The 17083-nt window shown below is 54.1% G+C and carries 12 protein-coding genes and 1 tRNA gene; 6 read left to right on the top strand and 7 right to left on the bottom strand.

Annotated elements, in window-relative coordinates:
• Positions 1–52 precede the first annotated feature (52 nt).
• The gene (locus tag C4S59_RS18940) at positions 53–433 is read left to right on the top strand and encodes a hypothetical protein (protein ID WP_146064566.1); all 381 of its coding nucleotides are present in this window, start codon (positions 53–55) and stop codon (positions 431–433) included.
• A 45-nt stretch (positions 434–478) separates the two neighbouring features.
• Here C4S59_RS18940 and nusG read toward each other — a convergent pair whose 3' ends face one another.
• The 5 genes from nusG to C4S59_RS18915 form a co-directional block, all read right to left on the bottom strand.
• Positions 479–982 (bottom strand): transcription termination/antitermination protein NusG, encoded by a 504-nt coding sequence (gene nusG / locus C4S59_RS18935; RefSeq protein ID WP_103911921.1) that lies wholly within the window; start codon positions 980–982, stop codon positions 479–481.
• Between the two features lie 156 nt (positions 983–1138).
• Positions 1139–2659: a tetratricopeptide repeat protein gene (locus C4S59_RS18930; protein ID WP_146064565.1), complete on the bottom strand. Its 1521-nt coding sequence runs from the start codon at positions 2657–2659 to the stop codon at positions 1139–1141.
• A gap of 57 nt (positions 2660–2716) precedes the next feature.
• The gene (locus C4S59_RS18925) at positions 2717–4426 is read right to left on the bottom strand and encodes a class I SAM-dependent methyltransferase (protein WP_160006968.1); all 1710 of its coding nucleotides are present in this window, start codon (positions 4424–4426) and stop codon (positions 2717–2719) included.
• A gap of 172 nt (positions 4427–4598) precedes the next feature.
• Positions 4599–5135 carry a hypothetical protein gene (locus C4S59_RS18920; RefSeq protein ID WP_103911918.1) on the bottom strand — a complete coding sequence of 179 codons (537 nt, stop codon included), beginning with the start codon at positions 5133–5135 and terminating at the stop codon, positions 4599–4601.
• Between the two features lie 13 nt (positions 5136–5148).
• On the bottom strand, positions 5149–6108 hold the full coding sequence (locus C4S59_RS18915) for a hypothetical protein (protein WP_103911917.1): 960 nt from the start codon (positions 6106–6108) through the stop codon (positions 5149–5151).
• 414 nt (positions 6109–6522) lie between these two features.
• On the opposite strand from C4S59_RS18915, the gene C4S59_RS19615 reads away from it, so the two are divergent.
• The 5 genes from C4S59_RS19615 (at position 6523) to C4S59_RS18895 (ending at position 11624) form a co-directional block, all read left to right on the top strand.
• Positions 6523–8556, top strand: a complete 2034-nt coding sequence (locus C4S59_RS19615; RefSeq protein WP_160006965.1) for a hypothetical protein — start codon at positions 6523–6525, stop codon at positions 8554–8556.
• Positions 8439–8855, top strand: a complete 417-nt coding sequence (locus C4S59_RS18910) for a glycosyltransferase (RefSeq protein WP_160006962.1) — start codon at positions 8439–8441, stop codon at positions 8853–8855. The genes C4S59_RS19615 and C4S59_RS18910 overlap by 118 nt, the downstream gene beginning before the upstream one ends.
• 74 nt (positions 8856–8929) lie before the next feature.
• Positions 8930–10606, top strand: coding sequence for a hypothetical protein (locus C4S59_RS18905; protein ID WP_146064564.1), 1677 nt, complete (start codon positions 8930–8932; stop codon positions 10604–10606).
• Positions 10599–11159 (top strand): hypothetical protein, encoded by a 561-nt coding sequence (locus C4S59_RS18900; RefSeq protein ID WP_103911914.1) that lies wholly within the window; start codon positions 10599–10601, stop codon positions 11157–11159. The genes C4S59_RS18905 and C4S59_RS18900 overlap by 8 nt, the downstream gene beginning before the upstream one ends.
• A gap of 159 nt (positions 11160–11318) precedes the next feature.
• Positions 11319–11624: a hypothetical protein gene (locus C4S59_RS18895; protein WP_103911913.1), complete on the top strand. Its 306-nt coding sequence runs from the start codon at positions 11319–11321 to the stop codon at positions 11622–11624.
• Positions 11625–11717: 93 nt separating this feature from the next.
• Here C4S59_RS18895 and C4S59_RS18890 read toward each other — a convergent pair whose 3' ends face one another.
• Together C4S59_RS18890 and C4S59_RS18885 are read right to left on the bottom strand one after the other, a co-directional pair.
• The gene (locus C4S59_RS18890) at positions 11718–16292 is read right to left on the bottom strand and encodes a cadherin-like domain-containing protein (protein WP_103911912.1); all 4575 of its coding nucleotides are present in this window, start codon (positions 16290–16292) and stop codon (positions 11718–11720) included.
• A 612-nt stretch (positions 16293–16904) separates the two neighbouring features.
• Positions 16905–16981 (bottom strand) — tRNA-Met (locus C4S59_RS18885).
• Positions 16982–17083 lie beyond the last annotated feature (102 nt).

Here is a 17083-nt window from a genome sequence, read left to right as displayed (position 1 = left end):
TTCGATATTGATGAAATGGGGCACAGCCCCCAGAATCAGGAGCCCCAAAAAAATGCGCATTACGCTTAGTGTAATAACGCTTGTTGGATTCGCCCTATCGGCCTGCTCGGAAGCGGACATGCCGTTGATTACGGCCGAACCGACCTTTGACAAATATGGCAGCGCCAGTGGCTGCGAAGACGGTTTTGTTCTTATGACAGAGGGGCAATACGTTAATCTTTGCCTACCGGTGAACGAAGGCTGCACCGAGGATTATAACCGCGAGACCGAGCAATGCCGCCCTCACCGGCGCACCTATGACGAAAACGGCGGTGATACTCCGGACTATCCAGACGACAGCACAACGGAAGACCGCTACCCCGATCAGTCACCGCAACCCGATCGATCACCTCAAATGGAGGTAACCGGAAACTCGCTGACCATCTCTAACTAGTTCCGACGGGGCCAGGTTGGCCGTTCCAGCTTGGCCTCACTCGCTCTAAACCGCCTGCACAGCAGATCGGTCAACGGCGCGTCTGGATTGCTGCCCCATGAGATCCAAAAGCAACCAAACGCGCTGCTTTTCATCAATGCTCAGGATGCGCCCGACAGCATCGGTGAAGGGCCCGCGTGTAATGACCACGCAGGTGCCCTCTTTAAGCGTTGTGTCAGAAATGACCTGATCGCGTTCATCACAACGTTGCTTTAGATCGGCGATGAATTCAGGTGGGATTTCAGCGGGCGTAGACCCAAAGCTCACAAGCTTGGTAATGCCCTGCGTCGCGTTCACAGAGCGCCACGCACTTCCGCCCGTGTCAAAGGCCACGAAAATATAACCGGGAAACAGTGGCTTGGACGCCGACACAAAGCGACCGCGTTGGCGTGTTGTCGCCTGATGCATCGGCAAGAAGGCCTCGAACCCCTGTCTTACAAGATTGCGCTGTGCGATTGCGTGGCTGTTCGGCTTCAATTGTGCCAGATACCACTTTTTCAATTCGGTCATCGTGATCCGCACCCAAGAGCCACGCTTGTGGGTAACGGATTTTCGAAACGTCGAAAAGAAAAACGTTCAATTTTGAGCGAACTGGCAATTCAGCGCCTTAGCGCATCAGTCTGCTTCGGGCATGACCGCGGCCCGAAGACCGCTGCCAGATAGTGATTATGCCCCGGCAGGCACCAGCGCATCTACGATTTTACGCATCGCGCCCGACCGCATCGGGCCGTGAATGCACTCGTCGTAGATTTCGACTCGGCGACAAAAGCTGAGCACGGCGCGGACCGTATTTTTCGTCATCAAACCGTTGACGTTGCCCTTGTACAAACCGAGGTCCTTCAGCTTTTCCTGCAACAAATAGGTATAGGCGTTCTTGTCTTCCCAGAACACGCGCTGGAACCCATAGCGGAAAGCATCATCCTGATACCCTGCAAGCAGATCCGACAACGCAGGTCCAACCTCGCGCGGGCGTTTGCTATCCAGTGTCAGATAAACAGTTTCCGTCGCGCGGGTCCTATCTGACAGAATTTCGGAATAAGCCTCAAGATAGTCCTGCCGTTTCCGCCATGCGTTTTCAACCAACCCCGGCTTCTCACGGGTCAGCTGGATCAACGCACCGGCCGCACTGGCGTTGCCTTGATCTGCTTCTGCTTCAAGGGCGGCAACTAGGGCCGGCACATCCGTACTAAATCGACGGCCTTCGGCAAGCAGCTCAACCGCGGCGATTTTGTAGTCGATCTTGTCTTCCTCGATGCCAGAAAGCAGGGCACTGACACCCTTCTGAACATCCGTGGAATATCCAAAATCGCGATTTATATGGCCTACCGCGATTTCCAGGCCGGCATCTTCTAAGCCGGCTTCCGAGGCCTTCTGCAAGGTGCGCAAAGCAGCACTACCCCTGTTCAGTCGTACTTGCACGTCGGCGAGACCAAACATTGATTTCTCGCGACCTGCATCAACAGCTTGCTGGTAATAGTTCATCGCCTGCGCGTAGTCGCGTTCGACCACATAACCATAGCGGTAAAAGACCGCGATCCTGTCCAATGCATAGGCGTCGCCCTGATCCGCAAGTTGCCGAAAGATCGCTAGGCTTTTTTCATGGTCCACTTGACCCGACCAGCCATAGTAATGGGCTTGCGCCAATGTCGATCCGGCACGCTGATCGCCATCGGCCCACAACGCCTCAAGTTCGGCCATGCCATCCTGTTGATCAGAAATGTCGCCAAAATCACCGCGTACATTGGCCCTAGCGCGGGCGAGTTCATGACTGCCCGTCACCCCGGCTTCGTCGGCCTTTTCAAAGGCTGCATATGCTTCTTCGGACCTGCCCGCATAAAGCAATGCGATTCCCAACTCTCCTAGCGATTCAGCTCGTCCAAGTTCGACAGACTTCTGATAGTACTCGACGGCCTTCCCGAGGTCCTTTTCAACCAGAATGGCAAAGCGATAAATCCGTGCGAGGCGATAGGCGGACAGCGCATGTCCCTGGTCCGCCAAGGCCTGATACGACGCGATGACATCCGCCATTTCACTGGGTGTTTCTACAGCCAACCTAGCTTTTCTAACTTGGCTATATGCGTCATCCAATTCAATTTCGACCGATATAGTTTGCGCCTCAGACGAACTATAGCTATTCAATACGGCAATTAGTAAAACCACGAATTTAAAAGTTTTTCGAAGATTCACAAGCTCTCCCCTTCTAATGAGATGTCTCTTCTCAAAGCTATGAAATCATTAATATATTTACTTATTTATCTTCGATTTTTTCTTGACCGCGGCAATACAGAACAGGTTCTGCGTTTCGAAATCACGATCCGTAAGATACGGGTAGCGTGCCCTGATCTTGTCCGTAAGGCGGCCCAGTCCCGTATCCGGACGTGACGGGCGTTCATCGAATTCTTCCACGTCAAAGTATTTGTGGGTCAGCTCAATGATATCATCCAGACGGATCCTATTCAGGCCACGGCCGATATAGTGACCTTCGGGTGGATCGAATTCGACATGACCCCAATCGATCATCTCGCGTTGGCCCGCGTCATCAAGGTTGATGGCAGACACGGTTTTCGGCGGAAGGTGATGTCCGTTCCACGCATAGAAATTGTGGTGGTTGTAGACCACTTTTCCGTCCGGGCGCAGGCGTTCGGCCATGGCTTGGAAGATGCCCTCAAGATCGGACAGGTGTTCTGTTACATTGTGGAGCACCGCCAGATCGAAACCGTCCCCTTTGTCCAACGACTGTAGGGGCGCGGGCGTGACGTTCCACGGTGGGATTTGCTGATGGATTTGCCTTGGCGTCCAGCCAAAGGGTTCTTTCCGCTTGGCGGTCAGGTTCTTGGCGCGATCCTTATCGGGCTTCGCAATCGGATCAACGCCCATATAGGAATTCGCACCCAAAATCAGATAGCCGATGCCGTGCAATCCCGGACCACAACCGACATCCAGAATGTCCTTACCTTTGACCAGATTCTGGATCGTGCGCGGCCAGCTCATATACCCGAAATCAAAAGCGCGTTCGATGATACGTGGGGCAAAGGCCTTGCCGCGCCATGCTTTGTCGGCGTTGTTCAGCCAGTAGGCCCGCATCGCCAAATGGGCGCCTTTCTTGATATCCGCCACCGGTTGAAGATGCGCAACGGTGTCGTTCTGGATCGCGAAAATTTCTGAAAACAGGCCAAGATCCGAGGGATCAATCCGCCGTGTATCGATGGTTGGCTCAAGCCGCTCCCAAAGCTGGGTATTGGCCGGATCCGGGGTGAGAAGGGACAGCCTGTCATAGGCATCGGACCATTCACCGATTTCAACCAGCTTGATGATTTGCGCGACCTCATAGGGGCCATTCGCATCTGAATTAGCAGGTTGTGCAGGTGCATTCGCTGCATCGATCTGCTTTTCCAGAACTTCGTCAATGTCCGCAGGAATGTCTTTTGCAATCAGCGACAGCACATTGGACTTTGTCGCCTGATTACTGGGCGAGCTTTCAAAAACCCCGCATGACACAAGCCGGTCCACATAGGCCATCATGTCATGAAACTGCGGGTTCAATCCGTTCTTGATCATGACCTGTGCGCCAGGCTTCAGATGTTTCACCACGGGCAGGAAGCACTGCATCAAAGCATCTGCTGCCTTTGGTGAATCGATAACCAGCATATCGATTTCGCCGTCCGTCCACTCGAATTTAGCAAAATCCGCTTCGTGGATGTGAACAGCGGCCCCACAGTGCGCCATGATACCCTCGAACAGCGGGCGAAAGCTTTCGCCTGGTTCGATCAAATCCGGCACACGGCGGTTGTGATCTTTCGTCCACTTGAAGTTATCGATGACGTATAGATTGCCCAAAGCCGCCAATTCTACGCTGAGGACACCCAACCAAGGGCCCATTTCAACGATGGTCGAATTCTTGGGAAGAGCTTCTGCAACATTACGAACCCTATTCACATCGCGTTCGCTGATCATGCGCGGGTGCCCTTTTTTCATAAGAGCCGTGATCCTTCGCTTACCGATTTTGGTCGCCATCGTTCACAAAAACCTTTTGGTCCTTAAATCGCAGTTCGGGGCCGGAGAACCAATGTTTTCCCGCCCCGCAATTATTCAGCACCGAATTCGTCGATCAAGCAGGATCGATCCGTTATGGGTTGGTCGGTCCGACACCGCCACCTTCGTTGCTAGTGCCGTTACCACCGTCGCGGCCTTCACCGATACCACAGTTTCCACCACTACTGCCGCAGCCATCATACGAGTCATTGTTGGCAAGATAGAGCCAGTTTTCTAGATAGGACTGCCGGTCAAATGTGCCGCTTCCTACAACGCGCGAACGAACTCTCATCAATTCGGAAAAGCCCGCGTTATCATTCCGGCTCGCCAAATACCGTGTCCAGAAGCTATCCAGAGCCGACAATTCCTCTGGCAAAGCCACGGCATAAGACATCGACATAATCGATCGGTAGTCCGAGGTTGTTTTCAAACGGGCCAGAAGCCGTTCGATCGGTTCGGAAAGTGTTGTTTCGCTTTGGGCTTTCTCGATTTCACGCCGGGCCTCCAGCCATCCATCGAAAACATCATCCTTGGGCGCGACCACAAATGCCGAAGCAACGCCCGCGGACGACAGAACAAATGCACCTGTCCAAAATCGTTTCGAAGCTATGACTTTGAAAAATTTCTTCATGATCTCAACTTCCCTACTGGATCACAATTCCAGCAATGGAATAGTCGTTACTTGTCAGTGGCTCGCTGGTGAAAACGATGCGATCCACGGCGATACCATTACCCGAGTACCAACCAATTTCTCCGTTCGGGATGCTGCCCACACGACGCGCGTTCGTGGCGTCTATGCGCAGCTTTTCAAGGCTTGCGAGATTGTCCCGCGCAGCCAGAATACGCGCTGCGTTTTCAGAACCGGCTTTGAACACAGTGATGTTCGTTGCGCCGCCAAGCAATTCTGCAATCGGAATGTCTACTGTTTCGACACCTGCGAAAATCGCCTGCTTTTCACGATCAATATCGCCAAGCGGCAGCGTCACAACGCCGGTCCCATCTGGATCGGGCATATAGATGCTGATATCATCAGTACCGATCAAAAGACGGTTCAGAAGATCGCCGTCTTCGACAAACGCCTCGGGGAAAAGACCGTTGAACGGGTCGCGAGGCAGATCGATCTGGCCGGACATGCGCGCCTGCAATACGGGCGCATTACCGCGGAACATTTCGAAGTCCGCAACTTCGGCGTCTTCTGCGTTGGCATTCACTGTCTGGTAGCGGCCCGCCTCGGAAATAAAGACGTCGCTCAGCCAGATGCCGCGCGTTTGAACAGGAGAAGCGAATTCGACGACCAGACGTTCATCCACGTCGATTTCGTCATTCTGATTGCCGCCCTGAACGCCAAAACCGTCAACCGGATCCCAGTAAAGAGTGGCAGGAACCCATACATCGCCATCGCCAACCTGACGTTCAGCTGTGACGGTTACGCCAGCCACTTCGCATGTGGGCAGATCAATGCACACCGCATACGCGGTACGACGGAAGTCAAGCTGACCATCCAGCGCTTCGTCGATGGACTGTGTTGCAACGCTCTGAGCCGCAGCTGAGAGAGCCAGCGAAGAGGTTAGCGCGGTTGTTGCCGCAAGCAGAAAGTTCTTCATTTTTACACCTTGGCTAATTCGTTGCCAACGATCGCTTCAAAGTAGAAAACCGACAGCGCATTCGCTATTTCCGGTTATCTTTAGTTAAAGTTTACGCAAAATTGGTCGTTCTATTATTATCTAAAGATTAGCATGTGACTGAAATTGGGTCAATTTTTCCTTATTTGCAGTGCCGCATCCCCTAAAAAGCCTTATTTTGCACCACATTTCGGTCACATTCTGTGGTCTGCGACACATATTTGGGCCCGGACCAACCTAACAACTTAAAATTGCGTGGTATTTTTATAGGGGCCAGTAGGTCAAAAATCGGGCGATTGTTGATCAAACGGAGATAAAAAAATAGGTTGATTTTGGGGTGATTCGTGCCTCTGATTGATAAAACGATGAATTTTAGACTTCGGTTTTGTGTGCATAATGAATTTGGTCGACAGTGACCCTGACCGGGCGTTCAAGCCCGTTGATGCCGGAGCGTTGCGCGTAGACGTGATGCGCAGGTGTGCTGCCGGTGACTATGTCGACGCAATTTTGCTTCTGGAAGAAAGCGGACTGTCGGCTGAGGACGCCCCCGGATTGTGGGAGTATCTGGCCCGCCAATTGACCAACGCAGGCCTCGATCAACTGGCAATTACGGTGCGCGAACGGCTTGCCGTGGCCGGCACCTACACAAGCGAAATGGCTTTGTCGGATGCAAAGCTGGCATTGGATCAGGGCAATTCTGAACGCGCGCGGATCATCCTGAAATCTGTGTTCGGCCATTCCGATATGCCGGACTCGGTTGCCAAGCTGTTGGCGCGGGCCATCGGCGACAGTGATCCCCAGACAGCGCTCGGGCTGATCGCCGAACTAAGCGATAACGACCCCGAAGCGGCGCTTGCGGAAATCGATATCCTGCGTGCGAACGAACGTCTGATCGAAGCCGAAAAACGCTGCCGCAGCAAAATGCGCCGCTTTCTTGAGGATGACCGGTTTCACACCCGCTTGGCCCGCATATCCACGTCGCTGAACAATCTCGACGATGCTCTTGCGATCTGGACCGCCGTGGGTCGCCGGTCTCCGTCGATGCGCGCGACCACGCTACTGAACCGCATTCGGCTTTTGCACAGGCTTGAACGCTATGCCGAGGCGAAAACGCTGATCGCCGATATGCTGGCAGACCATGCACCATTGGCCGATCTGATGTCGGCTGTTTCCATATTCGGAATGAGCGATCTGTCCGACGCACTGTTGCTGAAGGCTGTGAACGAACACCGTTTCGATCCGCTTTCAGATCGCGAATGGAACCGCGTCCAGCATCTACTGCTTCAAAACGGTGAAATCGGGCGGCTGGTTTGGTTGTCCAAGCAAAAGGTGCCGATCGGCAAAACCGTGCAAGAAGCACTTGCAGCGGCAAAGCGGCTTTTCGGGCCACGTCTGGACCAGATCAAAACCATCTCGGATGGTGCTGCGTTTACGTCGCCCGATTGCCTACTGCCTTTCCCACCCCATATGCATTTTGCCCGTCCGCTCCGGTCACTGGATGATGAGCGCTGCAAGATTTTGTTGGTGAATGCTTCGTTGGCTGGTGGCGGCGCAGAGCGTCAGTTGGTCGTGCTGGTCAAGGCGCTGATCCATAGCGGTATTGCCGCCGAGAATATCGATGTTGCCCTATTCTCGCTGTCACAGGATCGGGGCCGTGCGCATTTCCTGAAGGACATGGAAACGCTGGGTGTGCGCATTCATGATTTGCAGCAACAGACCGAACAGCGGCACATCACCGACAAGGATTTCGAAGATCGGGTTTTGCTGTTGCCCAGCCCCCTAAGGGGCGACGTGGTTGCCCTTCAAAGCCTCGTTCAGAAACTGAAACCCGATGTTTTGCACGGATGGCAGGACAGGGCGTCGCTTGCGGCAGGATTCGTGGGTGCCCATCTCGGCATCGAAAGCATCGTCATGTCGGCCCGCAATATGCAGCCGCAAAAACGAGAACCCGGCGCACAACAGGATTTCCAAGGGTTATTCCGTGCCCTCTGCGCGCTACCTAATGTCACTTTGACTGCCAATGCCACAGAAGGCGCACGCGATTACGAGGCGTGGCTGGACATGGACAGAGGCTCTGTGCGTGTGCTTGAAAACGGGTTGGATCTATCCCGTTTCCGGATGCCACGGGCAAAGGCACAGTCCATCACCGACGGAAAACGCACCGTTACTATTACCGGCGTTTTCCGGCTGGCGCCAAATAAACGGCCATTGCTTTGGCTGGACACAATCGCGCACCTTACCGAAATTTCGCAGTTCGATATTCAGGCACGACTGATTGGCGTCGGCCCTTTGCGCGCCGAAGTCGAAGACCATTGCGAAACACTGGGGCTGTATACCATTGCGAAACACTGGGGCTGTATAATGTACAGCTTGAAGGCAGTCATAATGAAATCGGCGCAATCTATAAAGGGTCCGACATTGTCCTGTTGATGTCCCGCGTCGAAGGTACGCCGAACGTGCTTCTTGAAGCGCAGGCTCTTGGGCTTCCGGTTGTTGGCTGTGACGTCGGTGGCGTGCGCTCGGCCATTCAGTCGGAAGGCCCGTCAAGCGGACTGGTGTTGCCAGAGATCATATCAGCCACTGATGCCGCCGACGCGATCGAGGAGTGGTTGCCAGAAGCCTTGGCCGCACCCGCCAAAGACCGTCGAAACTTTATCCGCGACAGGTATTCCCTGTCCGCATTGGGAAGGAATGCGTTGCTTTCGTATCGACAAGAGGCGACGTTTTGACCGCCAACTTACCTGAACGTATTTATGTTTGCGGCCCCCAAGACGACCCCTGCACGGGTTTGCTTGGCGCTTATTTGCAGAACAGATTTCCTGACGCCATTCTACACGACTTTGATGAACGCAGCGGGGCAGCGGGCACAGACTCGGCCTGGTTTCTTTCGCAGCACGTGTTTTTGGCCGAAGCCGCAAGCCTGATCACGCAGCCCGGCCAGATCAACATCGTCATCCGCCAGCCCGACGTTTTGTCTGACACAGACGGCTTTCAGAACGAACTTGGCGTTCTGAACGAATTGCTTCGGCGGTTTGCCAAAGGTCAGGTCAGTCTTTGGGCGTTGTCCGATGACACGCAAAAAATGGCTGAGGGTGAGTTGAACGGTCTGGCCATTGAGGTGCTGCATTCCGGCAGCGCCGACCGCCAAACAGAAAGAACTGTTCGCTACATCACCGATCGCGATCAGTTTGTCGTCGATACCGATCGAGGCGAACAGCCCATTCCTGCCAAGTTGGTCAACTGGGCCCGAATTGCCCGCCATTGTCTTATCGAGACAGCGGGTATGGCCAGCGGTGACGTTTTGGACCTATGCACCTTTGCCAATGGCCTGCCCCAAGGCGCGCTCCGGGCGTCGCGCCAGCACTATCTTTTCATCACGCCGAACGGCGTCGGCATGGGGCATCTGACACGGCAATTGGCCATCGCTGATGCACTGATGTCGGCGGCGGCGGACGGCGCTAAACCCAAGATTTCGTTTTGGTGCTACTCGCGGGCCGCTGGCATTATTCAGGCCGCAGGCTATCCGGTGATCCTACGCCAGACCGCCCAGCATCTGGGCGCAGAGTCGGATGATTGGGAAGAGTGGGAAACCGCGTCGTTCACCACATTCCTGCGCTCTGACGCGTTCAGCGCGGTGTTGATCGACAGCAGCAACATCTCGCCTTGGTTAATGAACGCGTTGCGGTCCGCAGGTTGTCACGCTCCGGATTTGGTCTGGATCCGACGCGGCATGTGGCGGCCTGACGTCGATCCAGCGAAACTGGCCGACACCGCGCTTTGTAATCTGGTGCTGATCCCTGGCGATTTGGCGGGCGAAGCGGATCAAGGTCCGACAGGGCGTCCTCATGACTTTTCCAAAGGGCTGGCTTCTGAGGTTGTTACAGCGCCGGTCGTTTTCCGCCCTCGCAATGGGGTTCTTGATCGGTCTGCCGCGCGTCGCGCATTAAAACTGCCCCGCTTCCGCCGGTTGTGCTTGGTTTCTTTGGGGGGCGACACGCTCGCCGCAACGGACGTGATGCACAAAATTCTCTCAGATGCAGCGAAGGCTGAAAAGGTAGATTTGGTCTGGGCGCGATCACCGCTTGCCGCCATTCCTTCGGACTCGGACGGCGTGAACATCCGATCGGTCTATCCGATGTCGCGATATGTGCAGGCTTTTGACGGCATCATCTCGGCTGCTGGATACAACTCGTTCCACGAATTGCTGTTAGGCGTCGACTGTCCGGTTCTGTTCATTCCGACCGCTCATGCAAAAATGGATGATCAGCCGTCGCGCGCACAATTTGCGGCATCCCAAGGATGGTCCGACATTTGGGAAAGCGATGGCCTGTCGGCACCACGATCGAATTTGCGGACATTCTTTGCCAAAGTATGGGACAAAGCCCGCCCGCGCGGACGCCCGAGGGTCGTTAACGGCGCGGATGCGATGGCCGACGTGTTACTGACCCACCTTCGCGAAAAGGAATCAGTCGATGATTGATCCGTTCGAAACCGGTGATCAAAATACCGAAACGCTCCGTCTGCTGCGGCAGGTCGGAAACAGCCGTGACGAATTGGGCGAAAAGTTGGCGCGGCATGAGTTCTTGAGTCTGCAGCGCGAGCTACGATCCGAACACGCGTTTCGCTTGGACATTGATTTCGGAACGGCTGTTGTCGACGTGCCCCGATCAAACCCTGATCTGAGCGTATCAAAGAAAGGCTTGCCCGTTCTTCCGGTCCCATTGGGCAGTATCGCATGGGTCGCCAACGCCTCAAGTATGCCTGTCATAGGCATCCTTGTAGAAGACGCGCCAAATCAAGAACTTGCCGGTCGCTTGCTCGGGCTTTTAAGCGAACATCATCGCGCGCCCTTTGCGAAACTGTTCTTTATTTGCCGCGATTATACGCCCGTGCCCCTGCTGGGGCGGTACGGTTTTGCCTGCCATGTGAGCGAAGAGCAGAACCTGGATCTGGTCGGACGCGGGCTGCATAAGCGTTTTGGTGTGCAGCAAATCCGGTCTCTGAGAACGCAGGCGCAAATCTGGTCTGCCTGACATTCCAGAAACAAAATCCAAAAATGAACACAATTTCGTCCTTCGGCTGAACGATTCCTAAACGAAGTTGATCCTGCAGACATGGGTCATTTTGAATTTACTAAATGTCAGGCTCTTGTCCCGAAATTTAGGTAGCAGGCAATACTTCGAGGAAGAGACATGAAAAAGACATTTGCATTGGCGGCAATTTTCGCTGCTTCGCAATTCGCACTGGCGGGCTCCGCATCTGCAGCACAGTGCGCCGACAAATCACACGTGGCCACGCAGCTGTCCGCAAAATTCGGTGAGAATCTGGAATACGTCGGGGTTCTGCCGAACAAGAACACTGTCGAAGTGTACAGCAACGGCAAATCGGATCGCTGGACCATCACAGTGACGGTCCCGCACCGCGGCGTCAGCTGCCTGATTGCAACCGGTACTGGCCGCAACGCGATGCAAGCGCGACTGTCGTCTTTCACAAGCTGAAAAACGTAGATCCCGAAAAAGAAAAGCTCGAAACCGGTGGTTTCGAGCTTTTTTATTGCGTGTTCTAAATCCTAAACAGATCGTCAGTCCGGCCTATACGAACTGGAACTCGTCCGAGGACAGGTCCACGCTTTGCGTGCCGAAGTTGATTTCAAACCTGTCTTCGAACAGGTCCAGCGTGACGGCGTCGATATCACCCTGCACGCGGAACAGCGGCCCAATCGCCGAGTTGAACAAGTCCAGTTCGATACTGTCATCGCCCAGCCCGAAGATATCGATATCTGTCCCGAAAATTGCGTTCAGCGGGATGTTGATACCGGCCGATAGGCTGGTTTTGATCACATCAAGCGCATAGCTGAAACCCAGACCCAGTTCGGTGTCGTTCGAGAACGAAGCATTGGGCGTCAACGTCAGGTTATAGTCAATTCTGCCGTCACCATTCGCATCGTACTGGCTTGCATTCGTGATGTTCAGGGTCGGGTCCGCTGCAGTCGTGAGGAACTCGGTGCCGTCTTCCATTGTGAACTTGAAATCAAAATCATCCAGCGACAGCGTGAATTCCTGACTGAAGTTCAGGCCGGTTGTCACATCCAGATCAAGGAATTCAGCGTTCAGGCTGAGGTTGAACCATTCCTCGATCTTGTCGCGGGTTTCCTGATCGACGCCCGCGATTTCAAGTGCATCTTCAATACCGAATTCCAGATCCATCGGATTGAAAACAATAGGTGTCGGGTTGGCGAGGGCACGATTGGCGATGACCGCAATCAGCTGATCAACATCCAGCGTGACCTCAAAGATATTATCGCTTTCCCCGTAAGCCGCGTAGAAGCCGAACTGGCCAAGCGAGTCTTCGTTAATGCCGGACGTGTCATCAGCGATGGTGTTGATATGCAGCAGCGCGCCGTTCGTGTCATCCGTCGCATCCAGAAGGAAGATCGGGACAACACCATCGCCATCGGTATCACCTTCGCCAATCGCTGCACCCAAGGCGATACTCAGGCCCTGAACCAGCGCTTCAATAAATTCGCCATTGGCCGGATCGGCGGGATCAATGCCCGCTTGGTTCAACAAGGCCTGCATTTCGGGGCTAAGCTCGATCCGGGCTTCAACAAGGCTGCGTACAGCGCCCAGAAGTTCGTCGAAATCCAGTTCAAGCAGATCGCCCTCTTGGAAGAAGGCCAGCGACGGGTCGGTTTCGGTGCCCAGAGTTTCGATGGTCGGTACGCCAAGCGTGAACTCCAAAAGGTCAGCGGTGGTACCGCTGCCGATACCGAACGTAAGGCTGTCGCCATCACGCGAGTCGAAATCGACGAAATCGATCGAACCTTCCAGGTGCACCGAAGGCGAAATGCCGACGCCATCCGAGTTGGGTGAAAGATCGGCCAATACCAGAGTGTTAATCGCTGCATAGAAATCTGCGACAAATTCGAAATTGGCGCCCAGATCGTAAAGCAGCCCTGCGTAGATTTGGACGTTGGGGCTAACGGTGGAAAACGCGATGTCGCCGTCCGTTGTCATGCTTTCAAGACCGACGGTGATCGTCATGACGTCTGTGGCTTCGTTGTAACCGGAAACAGTGGTCAGGTTATATTCGACAGCGGCATCGACCGACCCGCCAGATACCGAAAAGTCGAACTGCAAGCCGGCTTGCGCATAAGCTTCGGCACTTGCGGAAAGCAGGGCCTGCAAGTCTGTCGTGTCGATCAGGGCCTGTACGCCGTCGACCAGGCCTTGCGCTGTGGCAAGCAGAGCCTCAAGACCAAGCGTCGTGCCTTCGTAAAGAAGCACCTCGCCTTGTGCCAAGGTCAGTTCACCGGTGGCGCGCAAAAGATCGCCTGCATCTGCCGTCGTGGCGTCTGAATAGTAACCGCGATCCTCCAGCACTTGTTCGGTCGCTGCGACGTCGGCCTTAGCCTCGTTCAGGGCTGCCAATGCATTGGCGAGCTGTTGCTCAAGGAAATCGAGCGATGAATCCGCGATAAATTCTTCCAACGCCTGCTGCGCCAGATCCACAGCCTCCGCGGCGAGATTCACTGCCCCTTGGGCAATGGCCTGCGCCGCTTCAGCAGCTTTCCAGATAGCATATTTGATTGGATCGCCAACCTGGACGCCAAAGACCGTGACAATCGAGTCCAGGTAGGCTGCCTTTGCGCTTGCGGTTGCCGACTTGGCAGAGTTCAAGCTTGACTGCGCCGAAGACAGGGCGCGTTCCGCAGCGTCCAGCGCGTCTTCGAAAAAGCCCAAAGCATCGTCTAAGGCGTTAACCGCGAAATTGGCCGTATTATATACGAGCTGCCGCGCAGCGACTTCGGCCCGCTGCGCCATCAAGATCGTGAGCAATTCCACTTCTTCAAAAACCGCATCGCGATCCAAGATCGCTTGGGCCAGCTTTCGTTCTTCTTCCAGCAACTGGCCGGCAAACGCATCTCGCGCGTCTTTCAACGGGTTGATCACAGATGCAAAGATATCATCGCTGTTCAGGTTGATATCAATCAGCGTCAACAGGCCGGTCGACAACGGATTGTCGAGTGCATCCACAGTACGAAGGGCGTCTATTGTTACAACGCCGTCGCGGATCGTGAGGTATTCGCCAGAAAACTCTGTCATAAAGTCTCCGCCGGTCGCAATAACGGTCATGGTTTCTTCGGTCGCGATCGCATCCGGAAGGGGAACGCCGTTTTCGTCGGTTTCGATGTAATAGAAGGTGAATGTCACCTCTGCGGTTTCACCAGGAAGAAGATCAGAATAGGCGTCGCCGGGAATCCATTCGATTTCGCCATTCTTGATAAAGACCGTACCCGCGTTGGTCGTCGCGTCCGTCAGTTCAAAATACTTCCGGTCGCCACCAAGTAGGGGAATGTACTGAGAGAATGTCGCAGAGAATTCGTCACCAGCCGCCCAGATATTCTGGTCAAGCGCCTGGAAGGTTAGGGTATTGGTCGTTTCGACAGCTTCGTAATTCAGTTCGATAACGGCGTCGCGTGTGCCAATGACGGTCCCGTCAGGCTCTAGTCCGGCGACCGTGACGTTGAAATTTTCAAGGTCCTGATTCAGCGGCAAGGTGACGACATAGGTGGTGACGCCCAGACCATCAGGAACGCCCGATGTCACGTCCTCTCCGGCTGCGTTCCGCACGATGGCGCCCGCAGGCAGGCCCGAGAAGGAAAGCGCCACACGTTCGTCGCGCGCCTGTTCTGTCGTCACGGTAAGCAGAACCACATTGGCGGTGTCGCCCGCAGCGATTTCGACAGCAATAAAGGGCGCGTCTGTATAGCCTTCGACGTTGACCGTAAGGGTTTGTTCAACGGTCCCGTTGAATTCGTCTTGCACAAGATAGTTGAAATGCAGGACGCCCAGTTCGCCGTCGTTCAGGTCATCGAAATAATTCGGGTCAATGGTGATGGTGTTACCATCAAGTGTCCATCCACCTTGGCCGGATGCTTCTGTCAGGTTCACGGCGCTCAATGTCGCGCCCCTGTCCGGATCCCTCGCGCCCGCCAGCAGATAAACGGTAAAGACGGCGTCTTCTTCGCTGACCTGACGGGTCAAGGCGCCAGCGACAGTAGGCGCGTCATTCAAGCCGTCGATCTGAAGCTCTAGTGTCTGTTGATCGCGAGCGCCCCATTCGTCTTGGACAAAATAGGTAAATGTCAGGGTTGCCGATGTCCCTTGGTTCAGACTGTTGAAATAGGACGGATCAAGAACGATCTCGGTCCCATCCAGCGTCCAACCGCCTTGTGCGTTGTCTTCAACCACCTCAACGACACCGAGCGTGGATCCCAGATCAACATCTGATGCGCCTTCAAGCAGGTCGACGCGAAGCGCGATGTCTTCTTCGGTGCGAACCGTCAGTGGTGCGGCAACTGTCGGTGCGTCATTTACACCGTTGATTGTGATCGAAATCGATGCGCCATCGCGCGATCCATAGGCATCAACGGAACTGTAATTCAGCGTCAGAGTGTCGGTCTGATTGATATTCAGATCATCAAATGACTCACCCGCGACGACCTGCAAAGAACCGTCAGTACCAGCAAAGACAAGAGCCGTTCTTCCGCCATCGGTGGCCACTTCAGTCCATGCTTCCAACGGAATGATGACACCGCCGATGGTTAGGCCCGACAGCCGCAATTCGTCAGACTGCCTGTCGTTGGCCAAAAGGTTCACATCCACCAATGTGGTGTTTTCATCGAGCTGGTATGCATCAGCCACAGCGAGCAGAGCCATGGATGATACATCGCCGATCTTCGGATCACCCCCGTCCAAACGCAACCCGATGTCAGACAAAGAAAACATATCAAGATCAAGCGCTTCACTGTCGTGGGAAATGGTAAAGCTGATCGACGTCAGGTCCTCTTGCGTATCAGCAAAGCCGACGCCTACGTCAAATGCGCCATATTCATTTACCACGGTACCATTGATGGATGTTCCGCTGCCGACTTGGGTGACGTCGTCATCTCCAAAGGTAGTAGCTGCGAGATGATCTCCGGTGATGGACAAGCCATCCGAGAGGCTCTCGAATGCCTCATTCAAATCGAAATAAAGGGCGCGAAGGTCGAGTGTGGCACCACTTTCTGATGTGATATCGAATTGGATACTGCCATCGTCGAGTTCGAAGATAGTAATCCGTACATCGGAAAGGTCACCGACAAGAAATGAAATTGACCGCATTTGGAAAAACTCCCTGAAAAATACATTTGTGCTTGGGGTACGTTCGCCTTTGGCTGAATGGATGGCGCCACGCTTAACCCTGGTAATTTTTCTCTGCGGAGCGCGGCTAGGTAATTGAAAAGTTTAGATAAAATAGTCCGTTTCGGACGGTTTAGCTTACGGATCGACAGAGCACTTCAATAGTCTATAGTTCCCCATTGGCCTCGTCGGATGACGTTGCTAATGGCTTGCCTCGGTGCACCAAAGCTAACTTCAATCTTCTTGGTTTGGTCAGCGCCGTTTCTAGGATCGGCGCTGGAGTTTGGAAATTTTGAATGCAGTATTTTGCGTTTAAAATTGATCAGAATTTGATCAATCCTGACCAAAACGGCCGGAACTGTAAGTGCTGTTTGGCACATCTCACATGAACTTTTTAAGTTCTTGCGATGCGATTAGGCTGGAAGAGCGTTGGATTTAATATTTGGACGCTTGGTTGACCATCCAGCACACATCATCCGCGAACTTCTGGTCGCACAAAACGGCACAGGAGGAACTCTTCTATGTGTTTCAGGATACCACATAACGCAAAAAGTAGCCGTAAAGACTATTCAATGCGTAAACATAAAGGGGTGTTGGTTGCGGGAGCAGGATTTGAACCTGCGACCTTCAGGTTATGAGCCTGACGAGCTACCGGGCTGCTCCATCCCGCGCCATTTGTCATCGTTTGTGAGAGACACTGTTTTGAGGTTTTTGCTAGGTTTGGCGGTGACCTACTCTCCCACGTCTTAAGACGCAGTACCATTGGCGCGACG

Origin of the sequence: Thalassococcus halodurans (genome assembly GCF_900108225.1) — a bacterium.
GTDB classification, from domain to species: domain Bacteria; phylum Pseudomonadota; class Alphaproteobacteria; order Rhodobacterales; family Rhodobacteraceae; genus Thalassococcus; species Thalassococcus halodurans.
This window is presented reverse-complemented; position numbering and strand designations above follow the sequence as displayed.

What these genes read in the sequence shown, in the direction of transcription:
- C4S59_RS18940 (WP_146064566.1), top strand. Translation starts at nt 53, where the DNA reads ATGCGCATTACGCTTAGTGTAATAACGCTTGTTGGATTCGCCCTATCG.
- nusG (WP_103911921.1), bottom strand. Translation starts at nt 982, where the DNA reads ATGACCGAATTGAAAAAGTGGTATCTGGCACAATTGAAGCCGAACAGC.
- C4S59_RS18925 (WP_160006968.1), bottom strand. Translation starts at nt 4,426, where the DNA reads ATGATCAGCGAACGCGATGTGAATAGGGTTCGTAATGTTGCAGAAGCT.
- C4S59_RS18920 (WP_103911918.1), bottom strand. Translation starts at nt 5,135, where the DNA reads ATGAAGAAATTTTTCAAAGTCATAGCTTCGAAACGATTTTGGACAGGT.
- C4S59_RS18915 (WP_103911917.1), bottom strand. Translation starts at nt 6,108, where the DNA reads ATGAAGAACTTTCTGCTTGCGGCAACAACCGCGCTAACCTCTTCGCTG.
- C4S59_RS19615 (WP_160006965.1), top strand. Translation starts at nt 6,523, where the DNA reads ATGAATTTGGTCGACAGTGACCCTGACCGGGCGTTCAAGCCCGTTGAT.
- C4S59_RS18900 (WP_103911914.1), top strand. Translation starts at nt 10,599, where the DNA reads ATGATTGATCCGTTCGAAACCGGTGATCAAAATACCGAAACGCTCCGT.
- C4S59_RS18895 (WP_103911913.1), top strand. Translation starts at nt 11,319, where the DNA reads ATGAAAAAGACATTTGCATTGGCGGCAATTTTCGCTGCTTCGCAATTC.
- C4S59_RS18890 (WP_103911912.1), bottom strand. Translation starts at nt 16,292, where the DNA reads ATGCGGTCAATTTCATTTCTTGTCGGTGACCTTTCCGATGTACGGATT.